The 19,646-nt window shown below is 64.1% G+C and carries 15 protein-coding genes; 6 read left to right on the forward strand and 9 right to left on the reverse strand.

Going from position 1 to position 19,646, the window contains the following annotated elements; translation table 11 throughout:
• Positions 1-22: 22 nt before the first annotated feature.
• The 4 genes from bcsA to U8330_RS01255 all read right to left on the reverse strand — a co-directional run bounded on the left by bcsA (position 23) and on the right by U8330_RS01255 (position 6,635).
• The gene (gene bcsA / locus U8330_RS01240) at positions 23-2,224 is read right to left on the reverse strand and encodes a UDP-forming cellulose synthase catalytic subunit (protein ID WP_323103322.1); all 2,202 of its coding nucleotides are present in this window, start codon (positions 2,222-2,224) and stop codon (positions 23-25) included.
• Between the two features lie 560 nt (positions 2,225-2,784).
• A complete protein-coding gene (locus tag U8330_RS01245) occupies positions 2,785-3,849 on the reverse strand; it encodes an HD domain-containing phosphohydrolase (RefSeq protein WP_323103323.1) in 1,065 nt (354 codons plus the stop codon).
• Between the two features lie 12 nt (positions 3,850-3,861).
• A complete protein-coding gene (locus tag U8330_RS01250; protein WP_323103325.1) occupies positions 3,862-6,123 on the reverse strand; it encodes an ATP-binding protein in 2,262 nt (753 codons plus the stop codon).
• The gene (locus U8330_RS01255; protein WP_323103327.1) at positions 6,120-6,635 is read right to left on the reverse strand and encodes a molybdopterin-dependent oxidoreductase; all 516 of its coding nucleotides are present in this window, start codon (positions 6,633-6,635) and stop codon (positions 6,120-6,122) included. The genes U8330_RS01250 and U8330_RS01255 overlap by 4 nt, the downstream gene beginning before the upstream one ends.
• A 752-nt stretch (positions 6,636-7,387) precedes the next feature.
• On the opposite strand from U8330_RS01255, the gene U8330_RS01260 reads away from it, so the two are divergent.
• Genes U8330_RS01260 through U8330_RS01270 form a run of 3 tightly spaced genes read left to right on the forward strand, consistent with a single transcriptional unit; the run spans position 7,388 to position 9,865 of the window.
• The gene (locus tag U8330_RS01260) at positions 7,388-9,157 is read left to right on the forward strand and encodes a PAS domain-containing methyl-accepting chemotaxis protein (RefSeq protein ID WP_323103329.1); all 1,770 of its coding nucleotides are present in this window, start codon (positions 7,388-7,390) and stop codon (positions 9,155-9,157) included.
• Complete coding sequence (locus U8330_RS01265) at positions 9,157-9,666, forward strand: chemotaxis protein CheW (RefSeq protein ID WP_323103330.1); 510 nt, start codon at positions 9,157-9,159, stop codon at positions 9,664-9,666. Before U8330_RS01260 ends, U8330_RS01265 begins: the two co-directional genes overlap by 1 nt.
• The gene (locus U8330_RS01270) at positions 9,638-9,865 is read left to right on the forward strand and encodes a hypothetical protein (protein WP_323103332.1); all 228 of its coding nucleotides are present in this window, start codon (positions 9,638-9,640) and stop codon (positions 9,863-9,865) included. The genes U8330_RS01265 and U8330_RS01270 overlap by 29 nt, the downstream gene beginning before the upstream one ends.
• Before the next feature lie 128 nt (positions 9,866-9,993).
• On the opposite strand, the gene U8330_RS01275 is transcribed toward U8330_RS01270, so the two are convergent.
• Together U8330_RS01275 and U8330_RS01280 are read right to left on the reverse strand one after the other, a co-directional pair.
• Positions 9,994-11,733 (reverse strand): methyl-accepting chemotaxis protein, encoded by a 1,740-nt coding sequence (locus U8330_RS01275; RefSeq protein WP_323103333.1) that lies wholly within the window; start codon positions 11,731-11,733, stop codon positions 9,994-9,996.
• A gap of 27 nt (positions 11,734-11,760) precedes the next feature.
• Positions 11,761-12,630 carry a hypothetical protein gene (locus U8330_RS01280; RefSeq protein WP_323103334.1) on the reverse strand — a complete coding sequence of 290 codons (870 nt, stop codon included), beginning with the start codon at positions 12,628-12,630 and terminating at the stop codon, positions 11,761-11,763.
• A 344-nt stretch (positions 12,631-12,974) separates the two neighbouring features.
• On the opposite strand from U8330_RS01280, the gene U8330_RS01285 reads away from it, so the two are divergent.
• Together U8330_RS01285 and U8330_RS01290 are read left to right on the forward strand one after the other, a co-directional pair.
• Positions 12,975-15,476, forward strand: a complete 2,502-nt coding sequence (locus U8330_RS01285) for a methyl-accepting chemotaxis protein (RefSeq protein WP_323103335.1) — start codon at positions 12,975-12,977, stop codon at positions 15,474-15,476.
• A gap of 106 nt (positions 15,477-15,582) precedes the next feature.
• A complete protein-coding gene (locus U8330_RS01290) occupies positions 15,583-16,206 on the forward strand; it encodes a LysE family translocator (RefSeq protein ID WP_323103337.1) in 624 nt (207 codons plus the stop codon).
• 70 nt (positions 16,207-16,276) lie between these two features.
• Here the strand turns inward: U8330_RS01290 and U8330_RS01295 are convergent, their stop codons facing one another.
• The gene (locus tag U8330_RS01295) at positions 16,277-16,816 is read right to left on the reverse strand and encodes a GNAT family N-acetyltransferase (RefSeq protein ID WP_323103338.1); all 540 of its coding nucleotides are present in this window, start codon (positions 16,814-16,816) and stop codon (positions 16,277-16,279) included.
• Between the two features lie 153 nt (positions 16,817-16,969).
• On the opposite strand from U8330_RS01295, the gene U8330_RS01300 reads away from it, so the two are divergent.
• The gene (locus U8330_RS01300) at positions 16,970-17,422 is read left to right on the forward strand and encodes a pyridoxamine 5'-phosphate oxidase family protein (protein ID WP_323103339.1); all 453 of its coding nucleotides are present in this window, start codon (positions 16,970-16,972) and stop codon (positions 17,420-17,422) included.
• 52 nt (positions 17,423-17,474) lie between these two features.
• On the opposite strand, the gene U8330_RS01305 is transcribed toward U8330_RS01300, so the two are convergent.
• Positions 17,475-18,308, reverse strand: a complete 834-nt coding sequence (locus tag U8330_RS01305; RefSeq protein WP_323103341.1) for a universal stress protein — start codon at positions 18,306-18,308, stop codon at positions 17,475-17,477.
• 172 nt (positions 18,309-18,480) lie between these two features.
• Complete coding sequence (locus U8330_RS01310; RefSeq protein WP_323103342.1) at positions 18,481-19,557, reverse strand: zinc-dependent alcohol dehydrogenase; 1,077 nt, start codon at positions 19,555-19,557, stop codon at positions 18,481-18,483.
• Positions 19,558-19,646: the final 89 nt, after the last annotated feature.

The following is a 19,646-nucleotide window of genomic DNA, read 5'->3' on the forward strand; positions in this document are numbered from 1 at the left end:
GGTCGGTTTCCTCTGCTGGCCGTCAGGCGGCCTTGGCGACGGACGAAGGCGTTTCCACCGGACGACGGCGGCGCGTGGAGCGCTCCGAGGTCGGCTTGGAAGACAGCCCTGCCGTGATGGCCAGGAAGGGGCAGACCACGGCCCAGCGGACCAGGGTCAGGAGTGCGACCGGATAGGACCGCCGCTGCTGGCGAGCAGCACGCAGCGAGCGGGGCAGGTCAAGGTCGCGCAGCATCAGATTGGCGATCGCATCGTAATGCTGCGGTTCGGCATCGATCTCGACGGCGATGCTGCGGTTGTTGTCGGCCAGCGGCTTGCCGATGAAGAGCGGGATGGTGGTGATCAGGGCATTGTTGGCACCCTCGGTGACGATCAGCCGCCCATATTCGCCGGTGCGCGGCGGAATGCCCTTCGACAGTTCCAGAACTGCCTTCTGCGAGGAGATCTGGCGAACCGTCACCGGCATGATCTGGGTCCCGATCTCGAGTTCCGCCTTGCGGGCAACCGGCAGGCTGATCCCGTCGATGTCGCTCGGCTGCTCGGTGACGATGCCGAGCGCTGCGCCGGCAATGATCAGGTTCAGCAGGTTCCAGGCGCCGGTGATGATGATGAGCTCACCCAGAGCCGGTTCGGTCTGGTAGCGGTAGACGGCGTAGGCGAGCACCATGCCGAGGCCGACGAAGATCAGGAAGAAGGGCCAGGCGAGGTTGGACAGCTGGCGCTGCTGCAGCGAGATGCCCTTGTCGGTGACGTTGAAGGTCGGCTTGCGCGGGTTGAGGAGGACGCTGACGATCGCCCGGACCAGGAAGACCGACTGGACATATTCGTAGAGCTCGGAGATCCAGGGCCAGCGCAGCTTGCCATAGAGATAGTTGCGCAGGATTTCGGACGCGGTGAGGTAGGTGACCGTGTAGGCGAAGAAGTCCTCGGCAGACGCGTTGAAGATCTTCAGGTTGAACAGGATGAACAGGACCGGCGCGACCAGGAAGGCGGCGCGGACGAAGGGGAACATCCAGAAGAAGCAGGAGGACAGGTAGCTGATGCGCTGGGCGAAGGTCAGGCCCTGCTTGAAGAGCGGGTTCTTCAGCAGGAGGATCTGGATCATGCCGCGGCACCAGCGCGAGCGCTGCCCGATGAAGGAGGAGAAGGTCTCCGGCTGCAGGCCGGTGATCAGCGGCTTGTCGACATAGACGCTGTTCCAGCCGCGGGAATGCAGCTCGAGCGCGGTTTCGCAGTCTTCGGTGATGGTGATGCCGGAGAAGCCGCCGACCTCGTCCAGAGCTTCGCGGCGCAGAACGGCCGCCGAGCCGCAGAAGAAGGAGGCGTTCCAGCGGTCGAGACCCTTCTGGATCAGCGAGTAGAACATCTCGTTTTCGGCCGGCATGTGCTTGTAGGTGCCGAGGTTGCGCTCGACCGGGTCCGGATTGGCGAAGAAGTGCGGCGTCTGGACCAGGAAGAGGTCCGGATCCTCGCCGAAATAGCCGACGGTTTCGCGCAGGAAGTTGCGCTCGGGGGCGTGGTCGGCGTCGAAGACGGCGATCAGCTGGCCGCCACTGCGCTCCATGCCGGCATTGAGGTTGCCTGCCTTGGCGTGCACGTTTTCGGCACGGGTGCGGTAATAGACGCCGAGGTCGTTGCACAGCGCGCGCAGCTCTTCACCGCGCTTGACGGCGGCTGCCGCGGCTTCCGGATCGGCGCTGTTGCGCTTCTGCTCCGTGGCGCCGTCATCCAGCAGGAAAACGTTCAGCTTGTCGGCCGGATAGTCCATCCGGGCGGCTGCGGCGAGCGTCAGCGACAGGATCTCGGCGCTCTCGTTGTAGGACGGAACGAACACGTCGACCGTCGGCAGGTCTTCATCGGACTGCTTTGCCGGGGCCTTGCGTTCGATCGGGTCAACCACCACGAAGACGCTGACGAAGAACATGAAGATGCAGAACATCTCCGCCGTGTAGAGCAGGATGCCCGGAATGAAGGACATCGGATCGTCGATCGGCGGCAGCGTGCTCGTCGTTCTCCAGTAAGCGTAGCGCAGAACGATGATGCTCGCCGTTGCCAGCGCCACATAACGAAGCGCGCCCTTCGACTGGAAGCGGGTGATGACGAAGAGGAAGGCGATGGTGATGATCGAGACGGTCAGCTGAATATCGGCGCCGACCGGCTGAAGGATGAGAGCAAAAATTGCGACTGTGGCAACCATCCATAATGTAAGAGATAGTAAACGCATTTGAATGACCCCAATTTAATATTCCGTTAGGGAAAGGCATGCGCACTCTATTGTCAATCAAGAGAGTCTTAACGATTTTTATTTGATTTTATTGTGCATAAAATTTTATCAGTTGCCTGCGATGCAGTCAGTGGAGACGCCTTGCCTTGGGTTGTATGGAGCATGGATCATCCATTATTTTTTACCCTTAGTTGTATCTTCGATGCAGTTTTCTTCTGAAATTGCCTGATCGGTTAATTTAACCTAAATCGAATTTTCCCCACTTGTCGTTTGCCTGAGGCGTGCAATCTGTCCGTCTCTTCAGGCCGAGAGAGTCATTCGAGCAAGGACTCTCCCTTGCCGGAAGATGAGCCGCGACCGGATCGAAATGTCCCAAACCGACGCAGCAAACTTTCGTGGCCGACCGACTACAAGCCATCGTTGCCGATGGTTGTTAATTTTAGAAACATCTGATTTCTCGAAGGCGGCGGGAATCGCTCGTGCGCAAAAAAAGACCCCGCCTGCGAGGAGGCGGGGTCTTGCGCTGCGGTTGAATGATAAGAGACGGCTCGTCTTCGTGCCTAGGCGCTGGCAGCCATCTCGGCCCGCTGCGGCAGGGCGTCGTAATTGGCAAGGCGAATGGCGAGGATGGAGGGGAGGGCCGTCTTGAAAGCTTCGACGCAGCGCGGATCGAACTGGGTGCCGGCGCGGGCAAGGATGTGATCGACCGCCCGCTCGACCGGCCAAGCCTCCTTGTAGGGGCGCGCCATGGTCAGCGCGTCGAAATTGTCGGCCACCGCCACGATCCGGCCGGAGAGCGGAATGGCCTCGCCGATCAGCCGGAAGGGATAGCCCTGGCCATCCCAGCGCTCATGATGGCTGCTGGCGATTTCCGCGGCCAGCTGCAACAGGCTCGATTTCGACTCCCGCAGGATATCGCGCCCGACCACCGTGTGGCGCTGCATCTCCGCAAACTCCTGCTCCGTCAATCCGCCCTTCTTCAGCAGAACCGCATCGGAGATGGCGACCTTGCCGATATCATGCATGGGCGAGGCGAGGCGGATGTCCGAGCAAAGTCCGGCAGGCAGCCCATAAGCAAGCGCGATCGCTTCCGAATAGGCGCCGACGCGCATCGTATGCCGCGCCGTCTCGGCGTCCTTGAAGCTGGCGGCGAGCGTCAACCGCTCGATGATCTCCTCTTCGCGGGCCCGCAGCTCCGCCACGGCCTCGTCCACCGCCGCCCGCAGCCAAGACGCCGTGTCGGCAAGCTTGTTCTGCGCGGCGACAAGCGCTGTCAGATTGCGCATGCGCGCCTGGAATTCGAGCGGGTTGATCGGCTTGGTCAGGAAGTCGATCGCGCCGGCATCAAGCGCGGCGATCCGCGTGGCCGTATCCGTATCCGCCGTCACGAAAACGGCCGGCTTGCCGCGATATTTTTCGAAGCGGGAAATCTCGATCAGGAGCTCGATGCCGTTATAGACCGGCATCTGGTAATCGATCACCGCAATATCGTAGTCCAGCGCCGGCATCTCCGTCAGCACGGCTTCGGGCGAGGGGAAGGCAAGCGCCGTGCAGCCTAGCTTCTCGACCAGCAGGGTGAGAAAGGTGAGGTTGGTCGGGTTGTCGTCGATCAGCAGAATCTTCATGCTGCGTTTCCTTCAGGCCGCCAAGCGGTTGCGATGGAGGGTGATGAGTGTGTCGAGCCGCTGGACATCCTCCAGCTCCAGCGCGGTCTGGCGCAGGGCCTGGCAGGTGGAGGCGAGATCATCGAGCCCGATGCTTGCGGCCGCCCCCTTCATGGTGTGCAGCAGCCGGTCGACCAGCTTGGCGTCGCCCGGGTCGCGCGATGCGCGAAGCTGTGCCAGAAGGATTTCGGCATCGTTGAAAAAGCTGGCGAGCAGCATGGCGAAGGCCTCTTCGCCCAGCGCCTCGACGATCTCCGTCCGCCGCGCCTCGAAGGCCGAGCTCAGTGGCGCTTCGGGGGTGGGCGCTTCGGCTGGAGGCGGTTCAGGAGCCGGGTCCGTGGCGGCCACGGTCGATGCGGCAGGGGCCGCCGCGCCGGCGTAACGGGAAAGAACCTCGCGAAGGGTCGAGAGGAGGATGGGCTTCGACTGGAAACCGTCCATTCCCGCCTCCTGGCAGCGGCGGCGGTCGTCCTCTGAGGCATTGGCCGTCATGGCGATGATCGGGACATGCCGATGGGTCCCGTCCAGCGCCCGGATGCGCCGCGTTGCCTCGATCCCGTCCATGTTGGGCATCTGCATGTCCATCAGAATGAGGTCGAAGGCCTTGGCACCCGCTTTCTCAACAGCCTCCAGGCCATCCTGGGCGATCGTGACGCGATGGCCGAGATGGCGCAGGAAGCCGGCAGCGACATCCTGGTTGACCTTGTTGTCCTCGACCACCAGAACGTCCAGCCCGCCGGTGCCCGTAAACGGCGGCCCGATGGCCGCTGCGGACGGCGATGCGCTATCCTCCTCGGCGGGGAGGGCCGCGTGTTTGGCCGGGATTTCGAACCAGAAGGTGCTGCCCGCGCCGCGCTGGCTGCGCACGCCGATCGTTCCGCCCAGGCGCTCGACGATCTCCTTGGAGATCGCCAGACCGAGACCCGTGCCGCCATAGCGGCGGCTGATCGAGGCATCGACCTGCGAGAAGGGCTGGAACAGACGCTTCAACCCGTTCTCGTCGATCCCGATTCCCGTATCGGACACTTCGAAGCGCAGCACCTGGCTGCGCCCGCGCTGCAGTTCGAGAACCGAGATGGTCACCATGCCGCCATTGGTGAACTTGACGGCATTGCTGACGAGGTTGAGCAGGACCTGGCGCAATCGCGTCGGGTCGCTTTCGATCACCGGGCAGCGCAGCGAGTCCGGCAGCCGCACCTGAAGACCCGTGCCCTTGTCGGCCGCGCGCGCCTTCAGCATGTCGGCGACGGAGGCAACGGTCTCGCGCACCAGCGTCGGCCGCAGCTCGATCGACAGTTTGCCATGGTCGAGCTTGGCGTAATCGAGGATTTCGTTGATGATTTCCAGAAGTGCCTCGCCGGAATGGCGAATGGTGGCCAGGCCCTGCGCCATGGACAGATGCGGGCTGGCAAGCTGCAGGAGTTCGGTCGTGCCCAAAATGGCGTTGAGCGGCGTGCGGATCTCATGCCCCATGGTGGCCATGAACTGCGATTTCGCATGATTGCCGGCTTCGGCCGCGAGATAGGAGGTCTGCAGATCGGCTGCCATGGTTTCGAGCCCGTGGCTGGCGGCGCGCACCGAGAAGAGCTGGCGGCGCAGGGAGAAGACCAGGAAGACGACGCAGAGCACGAGCAGCGACACCAGCACGCCCGACTTCACCTGCAGGGAGAGAAGCTCGGAGCGCGCCTCCGCCCGGTCTGAGCTGACGGCGTTGTTGGCGTAGATCAGCAGCCGCTCCGTGTCGCCGATCAGCGGCTCGAGCGCGCTGTCCATCGCCCGAAGAGCCGCCTTTTCGATCGACCCGGTCTTGGCCAGGGTATCGAAGACGGGCTCGAACTTGAGAATCGTGGTTCGGATCCGCGCAATATCGGTCCCGGCATCCTTGTCGCCGCCGAAGGTTCGATCGAAGGTGCCTTGCTCCAGGATCGTCATGCGCGAGTAGAGAATATCGTAGCGCGTCGAAATCTGCTTGAGATCCTCAGGCGTCTGCCCGGCTTCCCGGCTCAGGTCATGCACGAATTCATGCAGCTTCCGCGCCTCGCGGTCGAGCTGGTAGATCGACCAGAGCGCGTTCTCGCGAATGCCGTCCTGCAGCGTCGAGTACCGGTTGGCGATGGCGATGAGGATGGCCACCAGCCCCAGCAGCAGAACCACGGCGAAAAGCTGCAGCATGGCCGTGGCCCGGCTGGCTTTCCGGATCGCGGCGCTGCTGTCGGAATGCAGCGTCTCGCTCACTCGCCGACCTCGATTTCCTTAATCTGCCAGACCGAGCGCGCGAAGTATTTCTCGTTGTACAGGCCGCTGTCGAGATCGAAGGGATAGATGAGGAAGAGGGGGCCCTTATCGCGCACCGACATCAGCTGGCCGTCCATGCGGGTCGCCAGGATGGTGTCGAGCGTCGTGGCATCCTCCATCGGGATCTTGGCGGCATAGTCATTGAGCGCCTTGATGGTCAGCGTGCTGCCCTTGGCGCCTGCTGCCTCCAGAACGGATCGGAGCAGGGGACCGGTAAACTGCACCTCACCCTTGGTCCAGGGGGTCTCCATCGTGCCCTGGCGGCCGGCCAGCTTGTCGAGCATCTCAAGATCGAACTGTGCGCTTTGGCCGACATTCGGATGCGCAAGCTGCGGACCGATGATCGTCAGGATCGGCTCCCCCTTCGGCGCGTCGAGCGCCAGGGCCGGCGCGGCACTGGCCGCCACCAAGAGCAGGCAGGCAAACAGGGTTTTGAGGGACTGGGCTATCACGGCATGTTCCTCCCCGCGCCAAGGCTAAAAAGGCGCGGTCACGGGCGATGGGGAAAGGGTTCCAGCTGTCTGTCCAGCGGCCCGCCGCCGGGGGCAATGGCCGTACATGGCCGGCATCATGCCGGAACGGCTGTTCCCAGCCTGACAAGTCGCAGCTTACGAAACATTGTTTCATAGATCATGAACAAAACCGGCATGAGTTTAACAGCGGAGATGCATGTTCTCCTGCGTTTTTCAAAATAGTCTGTTCGTCGATCGCCAACTGTCGCTGACTGTTTCCGCCGCTTTACCCACCACGCGAGGGCGCGCCTACGCCGCAAGGTGGAAGGCGGATCAGCCGGCAGCGAAAAAAATATCATCACGCCATGACATTCATATTTACTAATCTTAAACTTGCAGACCTGCTCTTCGCCCGCCGTTCTGCGCCCTTCGAGGTGTTGAAAACCTTGCAGGGGCGTTAATGCCCGCGACCGACCGCGCCGATACGCGGCCCAGCAGGACGTTCAATCAAAAGCGATCGATTCCGCTAACGAACGGAAAAGGCGCAGGGACTATCCATTAGCTCATCGAAAGACAGAGACGCCGAAAAAACGGGGCTGTCCAAGAGCGAAGAGCCGGCGAATGGGCCTCTCCCCATCTGTCGGATCGGCGCGCCGTCGATCCATCACTGACATCATCGATCATCAACCGTCGCGGGCGTTTGTGCGCTTTCGCGCCGGCCCCTGCTGAGGCCGGATTTGAAAGACCCCATCATGACCCTTCGTCTTCTTCCATCATTCGATGCCGATGCCGTTCTCTCCGCGGTCGGCAAATCCCAGGCCATCATCGAATTCGATCTGTCCGGCACCGTTCTCAATGCCAACGACAATTTCTGTGCTGCGCTCGGCTATGCGCGTCACGAGATCATCGGTCAGCATCATCGCCTTTTCCTCTATCCCGAGGATTCCGCCTCGCGGGAGTACGAGGCCTTCTGGTCTCGCCTGCGAGAAGGGCGCTACGAACAGGGCCAGTTGCGCCGGCTCGGCAAGGGCAACCGCGAGATCTGGATCGAGGCGTCCTACAATCCAGTCTTGCGGCGCGGGAAGCCCTACAAGGTCGTGAAGTTTGCGACCGATATCACGGCCATTCGCCAGAAGGCGCTTGAGGACGCCGGCAAGCTGGATGCGCTCTCGCGGTCGCAGGCGATCATCGAATTCACGCCGGAAGGCCACGTTCTCAACGCCAACAAGAACTTCCTGGATGTGCTCGGCTATTCGCTGGAGGAGATCGTCGGCAAGCACCACGCCATGTTCTGCGAGCCGGATTACGTCCGCAGCCCCGACTATCAGGACTTCTGGGAGCGACTGCGCAATGGCGTCTTTGCTTCCAATGAGTTCACCCGTCTGAGCCGCTTCGGCAAGAAGGTCTATATCCAGGCAACCTACAATCCGGTTCGCGGCCTGGATGGCAAGGTGGTGAAGATCGTCAAATTCGCCACGGATGTGACGGGCCGCGTCGAGAATGTCATCGAGCTCGGACGCAGCCTGCAGGACATGGCGGCGGGAAACCTGGCCGCCCGTATCGCGACCACTTTCATTCCCTCCATCGAACCGCTTCGGATCGGCTTCAACGAGACAGCAACGCGGCTGCAGGACACGATGGTCAGCGTGCGCGACAATGCGCAGGCGATTACCGGTGGCGGCAACCAGATCAGCGCCGCGGCGGACGATCTTGCCAAGAGGACCGAGCGGCAGGCCGCTTCGGTCGAAGAAACGGCCGCCGCTCTCGAACAGATCACCCAGACCATGAACGATGCCAGCAAGCGTGCCCATGAAGCGGGACGGCTCGTCTCGGATACCAAGGCGGATGCGGAGCGCTCGGGCCAGGTGGTCGGCGAAGCGGTGGCGGCAATGGGGGCCATTGAGCGGTCCTCGCGCGAGATATCGAATATCATCGGCGTCATCGACGACATCGCCTTCCAGACAAACCTGCTTGCTCTCAATGCCGGCGTCGAGGCGGCGCGGGCGGGGGAGGCCGGACGTGGCTTTGCCGTGGTGGCGCAGGAGGTCCGCGAATTGGCTCAGCGCTCGGCTGCGGCCGCGCGCGAGATCAAGGCGCTGATCAACAGCTCCGGAGAGGAGGTTCGCCGCGGCGTCCATCTCGTCAGCGAGACCGGGCGCGTGCTCGATCAGATCGTCGTCCGGGTGCAGGACATCAACACCAATGTCAGCGCCATCGTGGAGAGCGCGCGGGAGCAGGCAGCCGGCCTGCGGGAGGTCAACACCGCCGTCAATCTCATCGACCAAAGCACCCAGCAAAATGCTGCGATGGTCGAGGAATCCAATGCTGCAAGCCACAGTCTTGCCAAGGAAGCCCAGGCACTTTTCGCCCTGATCGGGCAGTTCCGCATCGACGGCCTTGCACCGCCCACCGAACGAAAGCGAGCCGCCGCACCGGCCGCCGACCCTCGCGGCCTGCAGCAGCGCGTGCGCCGTCAATTCAACGGCAATGCCGCCGTTGCCGAACAGTGGGAGGACTTCTGATGAACCCCTTCAAGTCGCATTTCGATGGAAGCCATGCCTTGGACATCATCGCATTTCGCGTCAACGAACAGGAATATTGCGTCGAGACGCGGCTGGTGCGGGAAATTCGTGGCTGGTCGCCCTGCACGCCGGTTCCGCATTCGCCGCCGTCAGTCATCGGCGTCATCAGCCTGCGCGGCACGGTCATTCCGATCATCGACCTGGCCGACAGGCTGGGCATGGACCGGCAGGAGGGTCATGAGCGTTCGGCGATCGTCGTCGTCGAAGCTGGCGAGAGCGTCGTCGGCCTCGTGGTCGATCGGGTGTCGGACATCCTCACACTCGGGCGGGACCGGGTGCAGGACATGCCGAGTGGCCCCACCGCGCCGCACCTCCGCTTTGCCGAAGGCATGATCACCATCGACACCGGCCTCATGTGTCTTCTCAATATCGAGCGGGTGGTGGATGTGAAGAACACGCTGCCGGAGCGGAGCGAGGCGCGTGCAGCCCATACCCACGCCTATCACTGAACTGGTCGATGCGCTTCTGGCCGCAGGCTGCAACATGTGGGCGCTGGGCGACGGTTATGTGATCGGCGAGCCGCAGGAGGAGCCGCAGGCCGGCGATGTGGCGCTCATCCTCGCCGCCTTCGGGCCGCGGGATCATGCGCTGGAACCGATCGCCCGCTATCTGCGCCAGCTTGGCCGCGATCTCGATGATTCCGGTTAGCAAGAGTGAGGCGCACGAATGGACGCCGGCCGATCTGATGGTGCGATCGGACCGTCGATCGTGCGGAAACGAGAAGTCCGGCCCCGGATGCGGGGCCGGATGGTGGTCAGGCGGGGCGGATGGCGCCGTCAGGCGGCGCGGTTGTAGCCGCTTCGGGCGGCAATCTGCGCCGCGTCGTCCTGGGTCTTGAAGCCGGCGATCAGGGAGCGCAGCTTGGCGGCTTCCTCGGCCAGGGTTGCGGAAGCGGCGGCAGATTCCTCCACCATGGCCGCATTCTGCTGGGTTGCCTGGTCCATGTGGTTGATCGCCGAGTTGATCTCGCCGAGGCCGACCGATTGGTCGCGGGCCGAGCTGGCGATGGTCTCCATATGGCCGTTGATCTGGGCGATATCCTCGCCAATCGCCTTCAGCGCGACGCCGGTGCTGCGCACGAGCGTCACACCCGCCTCGACACCGACCGAGGATTCCTGGATCAGCTGCTTGATCTCCTTGGCCGCCTGGGCGGAGCGCTGGGCGAGTTCGCGCACTTCCTGGGCCACGACCGCAAAGCCCTTGCCGGTTTCCCCCGCGCGCGCCGCCTCGACACCCGCATTGAGAGCCAGAAGATTGGTCTGGAAGGCGATCTCGTCGATCACGCCGATGATGTTGGAAATCTTCTGGCTGCTCTCCTCGATCCGCTGCATGGCGATCTCGGCCTCGGAGACGACGCCGGCCGACTGGGCGGCTGCACCGTTCGCGCGAGCGGTCAGGCTTCGTGCCTCCTCGGTGCGCTTGGTGGCCTGGGTCACGGTGACCGTGATTTCGTCCAGCGCCGCAGCGGTTTGTTCCAGCGACGCGGCCTGCTGCTCGGTGCGGCGCGCCAGATCGTTTGCGCCCTGCGCGATCTCGCCTGTGCCGCTGTCGATGTTGCGGATCGAGGCTGCCACGGCGGCCATCATTGCATTCAGCTGGTTGACCGTGTGGTTGAAGTCGATGCGGATCGGCTCGTATTCCGGCGCCAGCGGCTGGTCCATGCGGCAGTCGAGATTGCCGGCGGCAAGGTGCTTCAGGCCGCGCCCGAGCGCGCTCGTGGCATCGCGCAGCTGTTCGGCATTGCGCAGCAGGCGATCCTGCTCGGCGGCGCGGCTCTGCTCCTCCGACTGTTTCAGCGAGGCCGTTTCGCGCTCCAGATCCCGTGCCTTCAGCGATTCCAGCTTGAGGACTTCGAGCGCCTTGGCCATGCCACCCAGTTCGTCGCGCCGTTTGGTTCCAGGCACGACCATGTCCAGCCGTCCGCCGCTCATCTGGTGCATGACGTCGGACAGATCAACGATCGGCCGGGTCAGCTGCTTGAGCATGAGGAAGAGCGCGGTGGCGACGGCGCCCAGGATGGCGAGCGAGATGGCGATCATGGTCAGCGCGGAATCGCGCGCGCTCGCTGCGGCGGCGGCGGTGTCGAAAGCCACCACCATGCGGCCGATCACCATCTCCTTGCCTTCTTCCGTCCGCTTGAGAGGGATCGGCTTGACCAGGAGCGCATCGAGCATCGTATCGGTCTCGACCTTGGAAACACGGTCGACGATCGACGTATCCCCGATCGCGTAGAGCGGCTGCCCCTTTTCGTCGAGGATCACGCCGGCGCGGAAGTCGGGATCGGAGGTGGCGGGTGCCAGGGTCTCTTTCGCCATGTCCTTGTCGAACTGCCACATGGCGTTGGCCGAGCCGCTGACGGCCATCTGGGCGGTCAGTTCGACCTTCTTGGCAAACATCGTATCCTGCATCTGCGACCGGGACCAGGTGGCATAGCCGGTGACCAGGACGAGGCCGAGCGCCACCATGCCGATCGAGGGGAACAGGATCTGATTGCGAATGGACGTGCTATTCTTCATGAGCAAAACCCTTTCTTTCGGGCAGGATCAGACGGAGAACCAGTAGCGACGGTCGATGGCGGCCACGTCGTCCGGCATGTTGGGATTGGGGATCTCGATCAGCCGGCGCTGGTCGAGATGCCCCGCGGTCAGCGCCTTGCCGATATTGGCATCGGCCTTGAACATCGCCTGGTAGGAGCCGTCCTCATGGGCGGCGATCAGGCCGGCCAGGATGTCGCGCTGCAGCTCCGGGCGCGATTTCGACACATAGAACATCAGGCAGAAGGGATATTTGAGGATGAGCGAGCTTTCGACCGCCAGCCCCGGCGCCTCGCCGACATGCTGGGCCTGCTCGTTCAAGGCCTCGAAGCCGGCGCGGGGGAAATAATCGGCCCGTCCGCCCACGGTCATGCGGAAGAGGTTCTTGTAAAGACCGGTGCGAACGGTCAGGCCTGAGTTCCTGAGAATGGCGATATCGCCCCAGCCGGGACCCTGGATGGCGATGAAGCGGCGCAGATCATCGAGCGACTTGACCTGCGAGAACTCGTCCTGGCGCGCGGCGTTGATCAGGAACAGGCGATAGCCGAGCAGGCCGCCATCGATGGGAAAGAGAACGGGCAGTGCCTGCTTGGCGAGCGACTTCTCCGTGCCGACCCAGAGAATGTCCAGTTGGCCACCATTCCCCAGCGCATTCATCGCACCCGACTGGGTGGGGTAGCCGGTGGGAGAGGGCTGGAGCGAATATTTCGTCGCGCATTTGGAAAGAGCCAGTTTCAGCGCCTTCGCCGCCAAGGACGTGTCGTCGACAGTTTCGACGGCGTTGTAGAAGATCGTGTTCGGTTCTGCGGCCGAAGCGCGCGAGACGTAGGGCGTGGCCAGAGCCATGGCGGCGCCGAGGAGAAAGTGTCGACGAAACATCAGTATCCCGCGTGATTGGTTGGAGGGGGAAGGCCGATCCAACGGTTAACGATGGCTGTGTTTTAAAAGACTCACATTAATAAAATTCTAATTGAACGGGTTCTTTGAGTGCTCTGTCTGAAATGTACGGATGACCGTCGTTTCCCCTGTTCAAGGCGCCGATCGATTAACTGCGACTTAAACTAATAGGACTAAATTACGTAAGGAGCGATTGAGTGTGAGGCTGTTCTTGCCGAGCCGGCGGACGCGCTCCGCCGTTCTCGCCAACAGTCGGCACCTGCCGCCTGATCAGCCGGGCAATGCATTGGGGAGTCATGGGAATGTGGGCAGTCTCGCGCCGATGGATGGCGTCTTTTTCGATCCCGGCCAAGCTGATGATGTTCGTCGTCCCGATCTCGCTGATGATCATCGCGATCGCGGCCCTGAATTTCATGACGGGGACGCTCGTGCGCGTCCAGGTCGAGGGGGCGGGGCGGAGCATCGGCGAGCTCAGCGGCTTCAAGACGGCCTATTCCGATATGAGCGAGTTCCTGAACGAGACCACGGTGGAAAAGCGGGATCTGCTGATCTCACGGCTGAAGGAGCGCTCCGCCGACCTTGCCCGTTCGAAGGGCGCCTTCGCCGGAACGGAGATGGGCGCGATCCTTGAAGACACCCAGAGCGTGATCGATGGACTGCTGCCCCAGGTCGATGCTCTCTGGGCCCTGCATGAAAAGTCCCTGGCCGACAACCAGGGCATCAATGCCGAGATCAAGCGGTTGAAGGCCGCGGCCGAAGCCATTCGCCAGCATGCCGATACCCAGCGCGCCGGCCTCGGCACGCTCAATGCCGAGGCGAAGACCCTTATTGCCAGCGGCGACCAGATCGGCGCCAGCGCCAAGGATTTGAGCGGAATCCTTCGCCAGCTCGAAGAGGCGGCGACGCCGGATGCCGCCCAGGCAATCGTCAACAGCCGTGCGCGCCGCCTGTCGCGGATCGCCAGCCGAATCAAGGATGCCTTGCCGCCGGAAGAGGCGGAGCTGGCCTTGTTGCTCGGCAAGGATCTGGGGCGGATCGCCAAGGAGGCGCGAGACAGCGGCACCATGAGCGAGACAGCCTTTGCCGAGATCCGTCAGCTGCTCCCGGCGCTTGCCGCCCATGCGGCGAAGGCCGGGACAATCGGTGCGGGCATGGCCGAGGCCTCGATCAAGAAATTTGCCGAGCTCAGCGCCAGCATGAAGGACCTGACACAGCTTGCCGCCTATGAGGCGCAGGCGCGGGATGCGATGAACCAGACGGTGATCGACCTCATGACCATGATGGGTGAGCCGAGCCAGGCGCAGGCCGATGCCGTTCTCCTCCAGCTGAAGGACATGCAGACGGCGCTGTCCAATGTTCCGAGCGTCGCCACGGCCGGCGAACTCCGGCGGCTCTCCCAGGCCGCGGTCGAGCCCGGCGTCATCGTCTCCAAGCTGGTGCTCGAACTCGTCACGATCGAGAGCGAGCGCAAGGCCTCCTTCGCCAAGACCGCGCAGGTCATCGACGAGGCCTGGATGAAGATCGTCGCCTTCGCCGATTCCCAGCGCGGCACCGCCACGCGCACCACCGATCACGCCATGACCCTCTCGGTCGCCGCGGCGGGCACGGCGGTGGTCTTTACCGTGATCGCCACTCTGGCGCTGGTCGGCGCGATCAAGAGGCCGCTCTCGCGGCTGATCCTCGCCATGCGCCGGGTTGCCTCGGGCGAACTCGAAACAGAGATCGACGGGACCGATCGCGGCGACGAAATCGGCGCGATGGCGCGCGCGCTCGGCATTTTCAAGTCGAACGCCACCGAGAAGCTGCACTTCGAGAACGAGGCGGCGGAGAACCGGCGCCGCGCCGAGGCCGAGCGGCGGCTTGCCGACCAGCAGAAGGAGGAGGCCTCCCGCGCGGTGCGCCAGGCCATCGATGCGCTGGCCGTCGGCCTGAAGAGCCTGTCGCAGGGCGACCTGACCTGCACCATCCACACCCGTTTCGCCGGCGATCTCGACGAGATCCGCCTGTCCTTCAACGACTCCGTTGCCGAAATGAACGAAACGCTGGCGCGGGTGCGCCACGCTGCCGAGGCCATTCACGACAAGAGCGGGATCTTGAGCGCCGGCGCCGAGGATATTGCCCAGCGCACCGGCCATCAGGCGGCCTCGCTGGAGGAAACCGCGGCGGCGGTCGACGAGATGACCCAGACGGTGGCTGTTTCGTCCAGGCGCGCCGGCGAGACCGACCGTATGGCGTCGGAAATCCTGTCCGACGTGCGTACCTCGAGCGCCGTCGTTGCCGAGGCCGTGGGCGCCATGGGCCGCATCGAAACCGCCTCCCAGCAGATCAGCCAGATCATCGGGCTCATCGACAGCATCGCCTTCCAGACCAACCTCCTGGCGCTCAATGCCGGAGTGGAAGCCGCGCGCGCCGGCGAGGCGGGCAAGGGCTTTGCCGTGGTTGCCCATGAGGTGCGCGAACTCGCCCAACGTTCCGCCACCGCGGCGCGCGACATCAAGAAGCTGGTGGAATACACGGTGGCGGAAGTGAATGGCGGCGTGAAATCGGTCGGCGAGACCGGGGAGATGATCGAGCGCATGAACCGGCGCATTCTCGATATCGGCCGCAATGTCTCGGAAATGGCGAAGGCCAGCCAGGAACAGGCGCTGGGCCTGCAGGAGGTCAATGCCGCCGTCAATGCCATGGACCAGATGACCCAGCAGAATGCGGCGCTGGTGGCGGAAACCCATTCGGCCAGCGACCAACTGCAGACGGAGGTCGAGGATCTTGCGGCACTTCTCTCCCGCTTCCGGCTGGATGCGCGCTTGCCGCATGCGCTCGCTGCCTGACCGCCGCCCGCCCGGCCGGTGATCGGGGCGCCGGGCCAGAGGACGCCGGGCTGCCGCGACTGATCCATGTCAATGCGAGGGGCTGGCGGTCGGGCTAGCCTCCGGCATGACCTTACCCTTTCCCGCCCTGCCGGACCGCTTCCTGCCCTTCCTGCTTGCCGCCTTCTTGCTGGAGGTGACGCCAGGTCCGAACATGACCTATCTTGCCTTGATTGCCGCCCGCCATGGGCGACGCAGCGGCTTCTCGACGGTGGCGGGCGTGGCGCTCGGTCTCGGGGTGATCGGCCTCGCTGCGGCCTATGGCGTTGCACGGCTCGTCGCGGCCTCGGCCGTCCTGCAGGCGGTGCTGCATGCAGGCGGCGTGCTGTTCATGCTGTTTCTTGCCTGGGAAGGGTGGACCGGCAGGGGCGAGGAGGCAGGGCCGAGCGGCGAGGGACGCTTTCTCCGGCGCGGCTTCATCACCAATCTGCTGAACCCGAAGGCGGCGCTGTTCTTCGTCTCCATCCTGCCGACCTTCGTGATGCCCGGGCCTTCGGCCGCACGCGACGCGCTTGTCCTGACCCTGACCTATGTGGGCGTCGCAACCGGCGTGCATGCGGCCATCGTCCTGCTTGCGGGCAGCTTCACCCGCTTCATGAACCAGCCGAAACGCGAGCAGGCGACACGGCGGGCTCTGTCGCTCCTTCTGGTCGGCGTCGCCGTCTGGATGGCTTGGTCCGGGGGGCGGTGACGCCCCGCTTCCGGCCTGTTTCAGGATCGGGCGACGGTCCGCCGCACGATCCTGCATTCGCCGCCCCTTGTCAGGCGGGCTGGGTATCCGGCCGGCGGATCAGGCTGCGCTTCAGCAGCACCTGTGTCGGATCGTCCTCGTCGTCATAGGCCTCGAAGTCCATGTCCTTCTCCAGCGCGATTGCCGCATGGTTGGCCCGGCTTTCGATCGACTCGATCGACTGATAGCCGTGGCGTGCGGCGTAGTGGCAGAGATGGGAGAGCACGGCCCAGCTGATGCCGCGCTGCTTGAAATCGGCGCGAATGGTCAGGGCAACCTCGGCGCGGTGGGTCTCTTCCTCGCCGGCCAGCACGGCGACGGCAACAAGGGTTGCGTCCTCGTTGAAGGCCAGCACGTTGGTGATCGCCGGATCGTCGAGCCGGGTCATCTGCTTCAGGCGGTCGGGCGAGACATCCTTCATGCCGGTCAGGAAGCGAAAGCGCAGATCCTCTGCCGTGACATGGGTGAAGAAGGATGCCAGGGCCGCCTGGTCCTGCGGCGTTGCCCGGCGGAGATGGATGACCTCGCCGGTGCGGGTGGTCAGCGTCGTTTGCACATCATCGGTCGGCATGGGGCGTCCTTTCGCGGCTGCGTCGTTTCGATGAGGAGGAGACTAGCCGTGCCGGGATCCGCGGCATTGATCTAAAGCAAAGCCCCGCCTTTCGATCTGCCTATGATCGGTTTGGCTTTCGAAAGGAAAGCGATGCAAGAGGAGGAAACGGCCATGCAAGTGACCGAACTGTCACAGACGGAGTGTTACGACGTGCTTGCGCACGGCCGGGTGGCGCGGCTTGCCTGCGCGCAGGACAACCAGCCCTATGTCGTGCCGATCACCTATGCCTATGCGGAGAACTGCCTGTTCGGCTTTTCCATGCCGGGCCGCAAGATCGACATTCTGAGCAACAACCCGGCGGTGGCCATTCTGGTCGAGGACTATGCGAAGACCAGCTGGCGCAGCGTGCTGGTGGAAGGCCGGTTCGAGGCCTTGTCGGAGGAGGGTGATACGGCACCGCTCTGGCAGAAGGCCTGGGAGCTCATCAGCCGCCTGCCGGACTGGTGGGAACCGGGCGCCCTCAAGCCCAAGGCCCTGCCGCTCTCCGACCACTCGCCGCATCTGTTCTATCGCGTGCCGATCCGTAGCCTGACCGGGCGGCATTTCTTAACGGCGGTGGATTGAGACGAAGGAAGCCGGCGCGAGCCGACTTCCTTCGTTCACCCGGCGCTCGGTCTCACCGCGCCAAGAACAGCGGCAGGGGCGGGCGCATCAGCAGGTCGCGCGTCGTGCCGCCGAAAATGCGCTCGCGCAGCCGCGAATGGCCGTAAGCGCCCATGACCAGCAGATCGGCGCCGATGCTGTTGGAGAACAGGCCCAGCGCTTCGGCCACCGTCTCGTCGCGCGTGCGGATCTGCTTCACCGTCACGCGGGCGCCGTGGCGGGCCAGATAGGTGGCGAGGTCGGCGCCGGGATCGGCACCATGATGGGTGTCGGCCTCGATCGGATCGACGACGGCGATGATCACCTCTTCGGCGGCAATCGCCATGGGCAAGGCCTCGCGCACTGCGCGGGCCGCCTCCGGTCTGGCGTTCCAGGCAATCACCAGCGATTGCGGCGCCAGCGTCGACCGTCCGTCCTCCGGCGTTACCAGGAGCGGGCGGGAGGATGAGAACAGCGCGCCGTCATAGACCTTGCGACGGAAATCGGGATCCCGGCCGGCCGAGCGGCCGAGCAGCGTCACATCCGCATAGCGCCCATGACGGGCGATCACATCGTCGGCTTCGGACAGGTAGGGATAATCCCACTTGACCTCGTAGGAGATGCCGCGCGCCGCAAGGCGCTCGCGCAGTGCTGCCGCCCTGGCGCGGGTTGCTTCCAGCTCCTCCTCGCGCTCAGCCAGCCAGAGACTGGGAATCATCGGCTCGGCCATGGTGGGCGGTGGGCTGGCAATGCCGAGCAGCAGGACGGAGAGATGCGCATCCGCCTCCTCTGCCAGGCTGGCGGCCCGGTCGATATCCTCCGGGTCGAAGGTCGGTGCGGTGACGGCGAGAATGGTCTTGAAGGACATGGCATTTCCTCTCCGGAGCGGGCTGGCAGTGGCCGCTCCTCTGTTCTGGTTGCAGGTGGCCTCGGGGCGCGAACGGGCGAGCAGGTCTCTGCTCCCGCGCCCCGAGGCCGTCAGTCGCCGCGCGATCCCACTCGGCACGGCGTCTGATGGGGGACGGAGTGGGGCCGCGCCCTCAGGCAGCGGCGACCTCGACCTCGGTCTGGACCGCGGCGGCATCCGGCAGGGTGAAATCCAGCACGTAGCGGCCGTTCACCGTGCCTGCCTTCAGCTCCTCGAAAATGCGGTTGATGTCGGACAGCGGCGCACGGGTGATTTCGGCATGGACCTTCCCCTGGACGGCGAAGGCCACCGCTTCGGCAAGATCCTGCCGGCTGCCGACGATCGAGCCGCGCAGCGTGATCCGCTTCAGGACGACATCGAAGATCGGCGTGGCGAAATCGCCCGGCGGCATGCCGACGAGGCTGATCGTGCCGTGGCGGCGAACGAATTGCAGCGCCTGGCCGAAGGCGGAGCGCGAGACGGCGGTCACCAGCACGCCATGGGCGCCACCGCCGGTGATGGCCTTGACCTGGTCGACAGCGTCTGCCGCGCCGGCGTTGATCGCGGCTTCGGCGCCTTCGCGCAAGGCCGCTGCCAGCTTCTCTTCCGAAAGGTCGAGCGCGACCACCCTCAGCCCCATGGCCCGGGCATATTGGATCGCCAGATGGCCGAGCCCGCCGCAGCCGGAGATCGCCACCCATTCGCCGGGGCGCGCTTCGGTTTCCTTCAGGCCCTTGTAGCTCGTCACGCCGGCACAGAGGATCGGGGCCAGGGCTGCGAGGTCGGCGTCCTTCGGCAGACGCGCGACGAAGGGCGCGGCGGCGATCACATAGTCGGCAAATCCGCCATCGCAGCTGTAGCCGGTGTTATGCTGGCTCTCGCACAGCGTTTCCCAGCCGGTGCGGCAATGTTCGCAGTGCATGCAGGCATCATGAAGCCAGACGACGCCGACCGCATCGCCAACGGCAAGTTCGGTGACGCCCGGTCCGAGGGCAGCAACGATGCCCGCCGCCTCATGGCCGGGCGTAAAGGGCAGGGAGGGTTTGACCGGCCAGTCGCCATCCGCGGCGTGCAGGTCGGTGTGGCAGACACCGCAGGCCATCACCTTGACCAGGACTTCGCCCGGTCCGGGCTCGGGCACTGGAATCTGGCTGATGGTCAGCGGTTGACCGAACGCGGTCACCCGCGCAGCTCTCATCATAGTCGACATGGCGAACACCTCGCAGCCGGTGAAGATGTCGCCAGTCTAACGAGAGGTGCCGCGTCTGCTTTGACACAGCTCAAACGGGAGGGGGATTG

Source organism: Rhizobium sp. CC-YZS058 (assembly GCF_034720595.1).
GTDB lineage: Bacteria > Pseudomonadota > Alphaproteobacteria > Rhizobiales > Rhizobiaceae > Ferranicluibacter.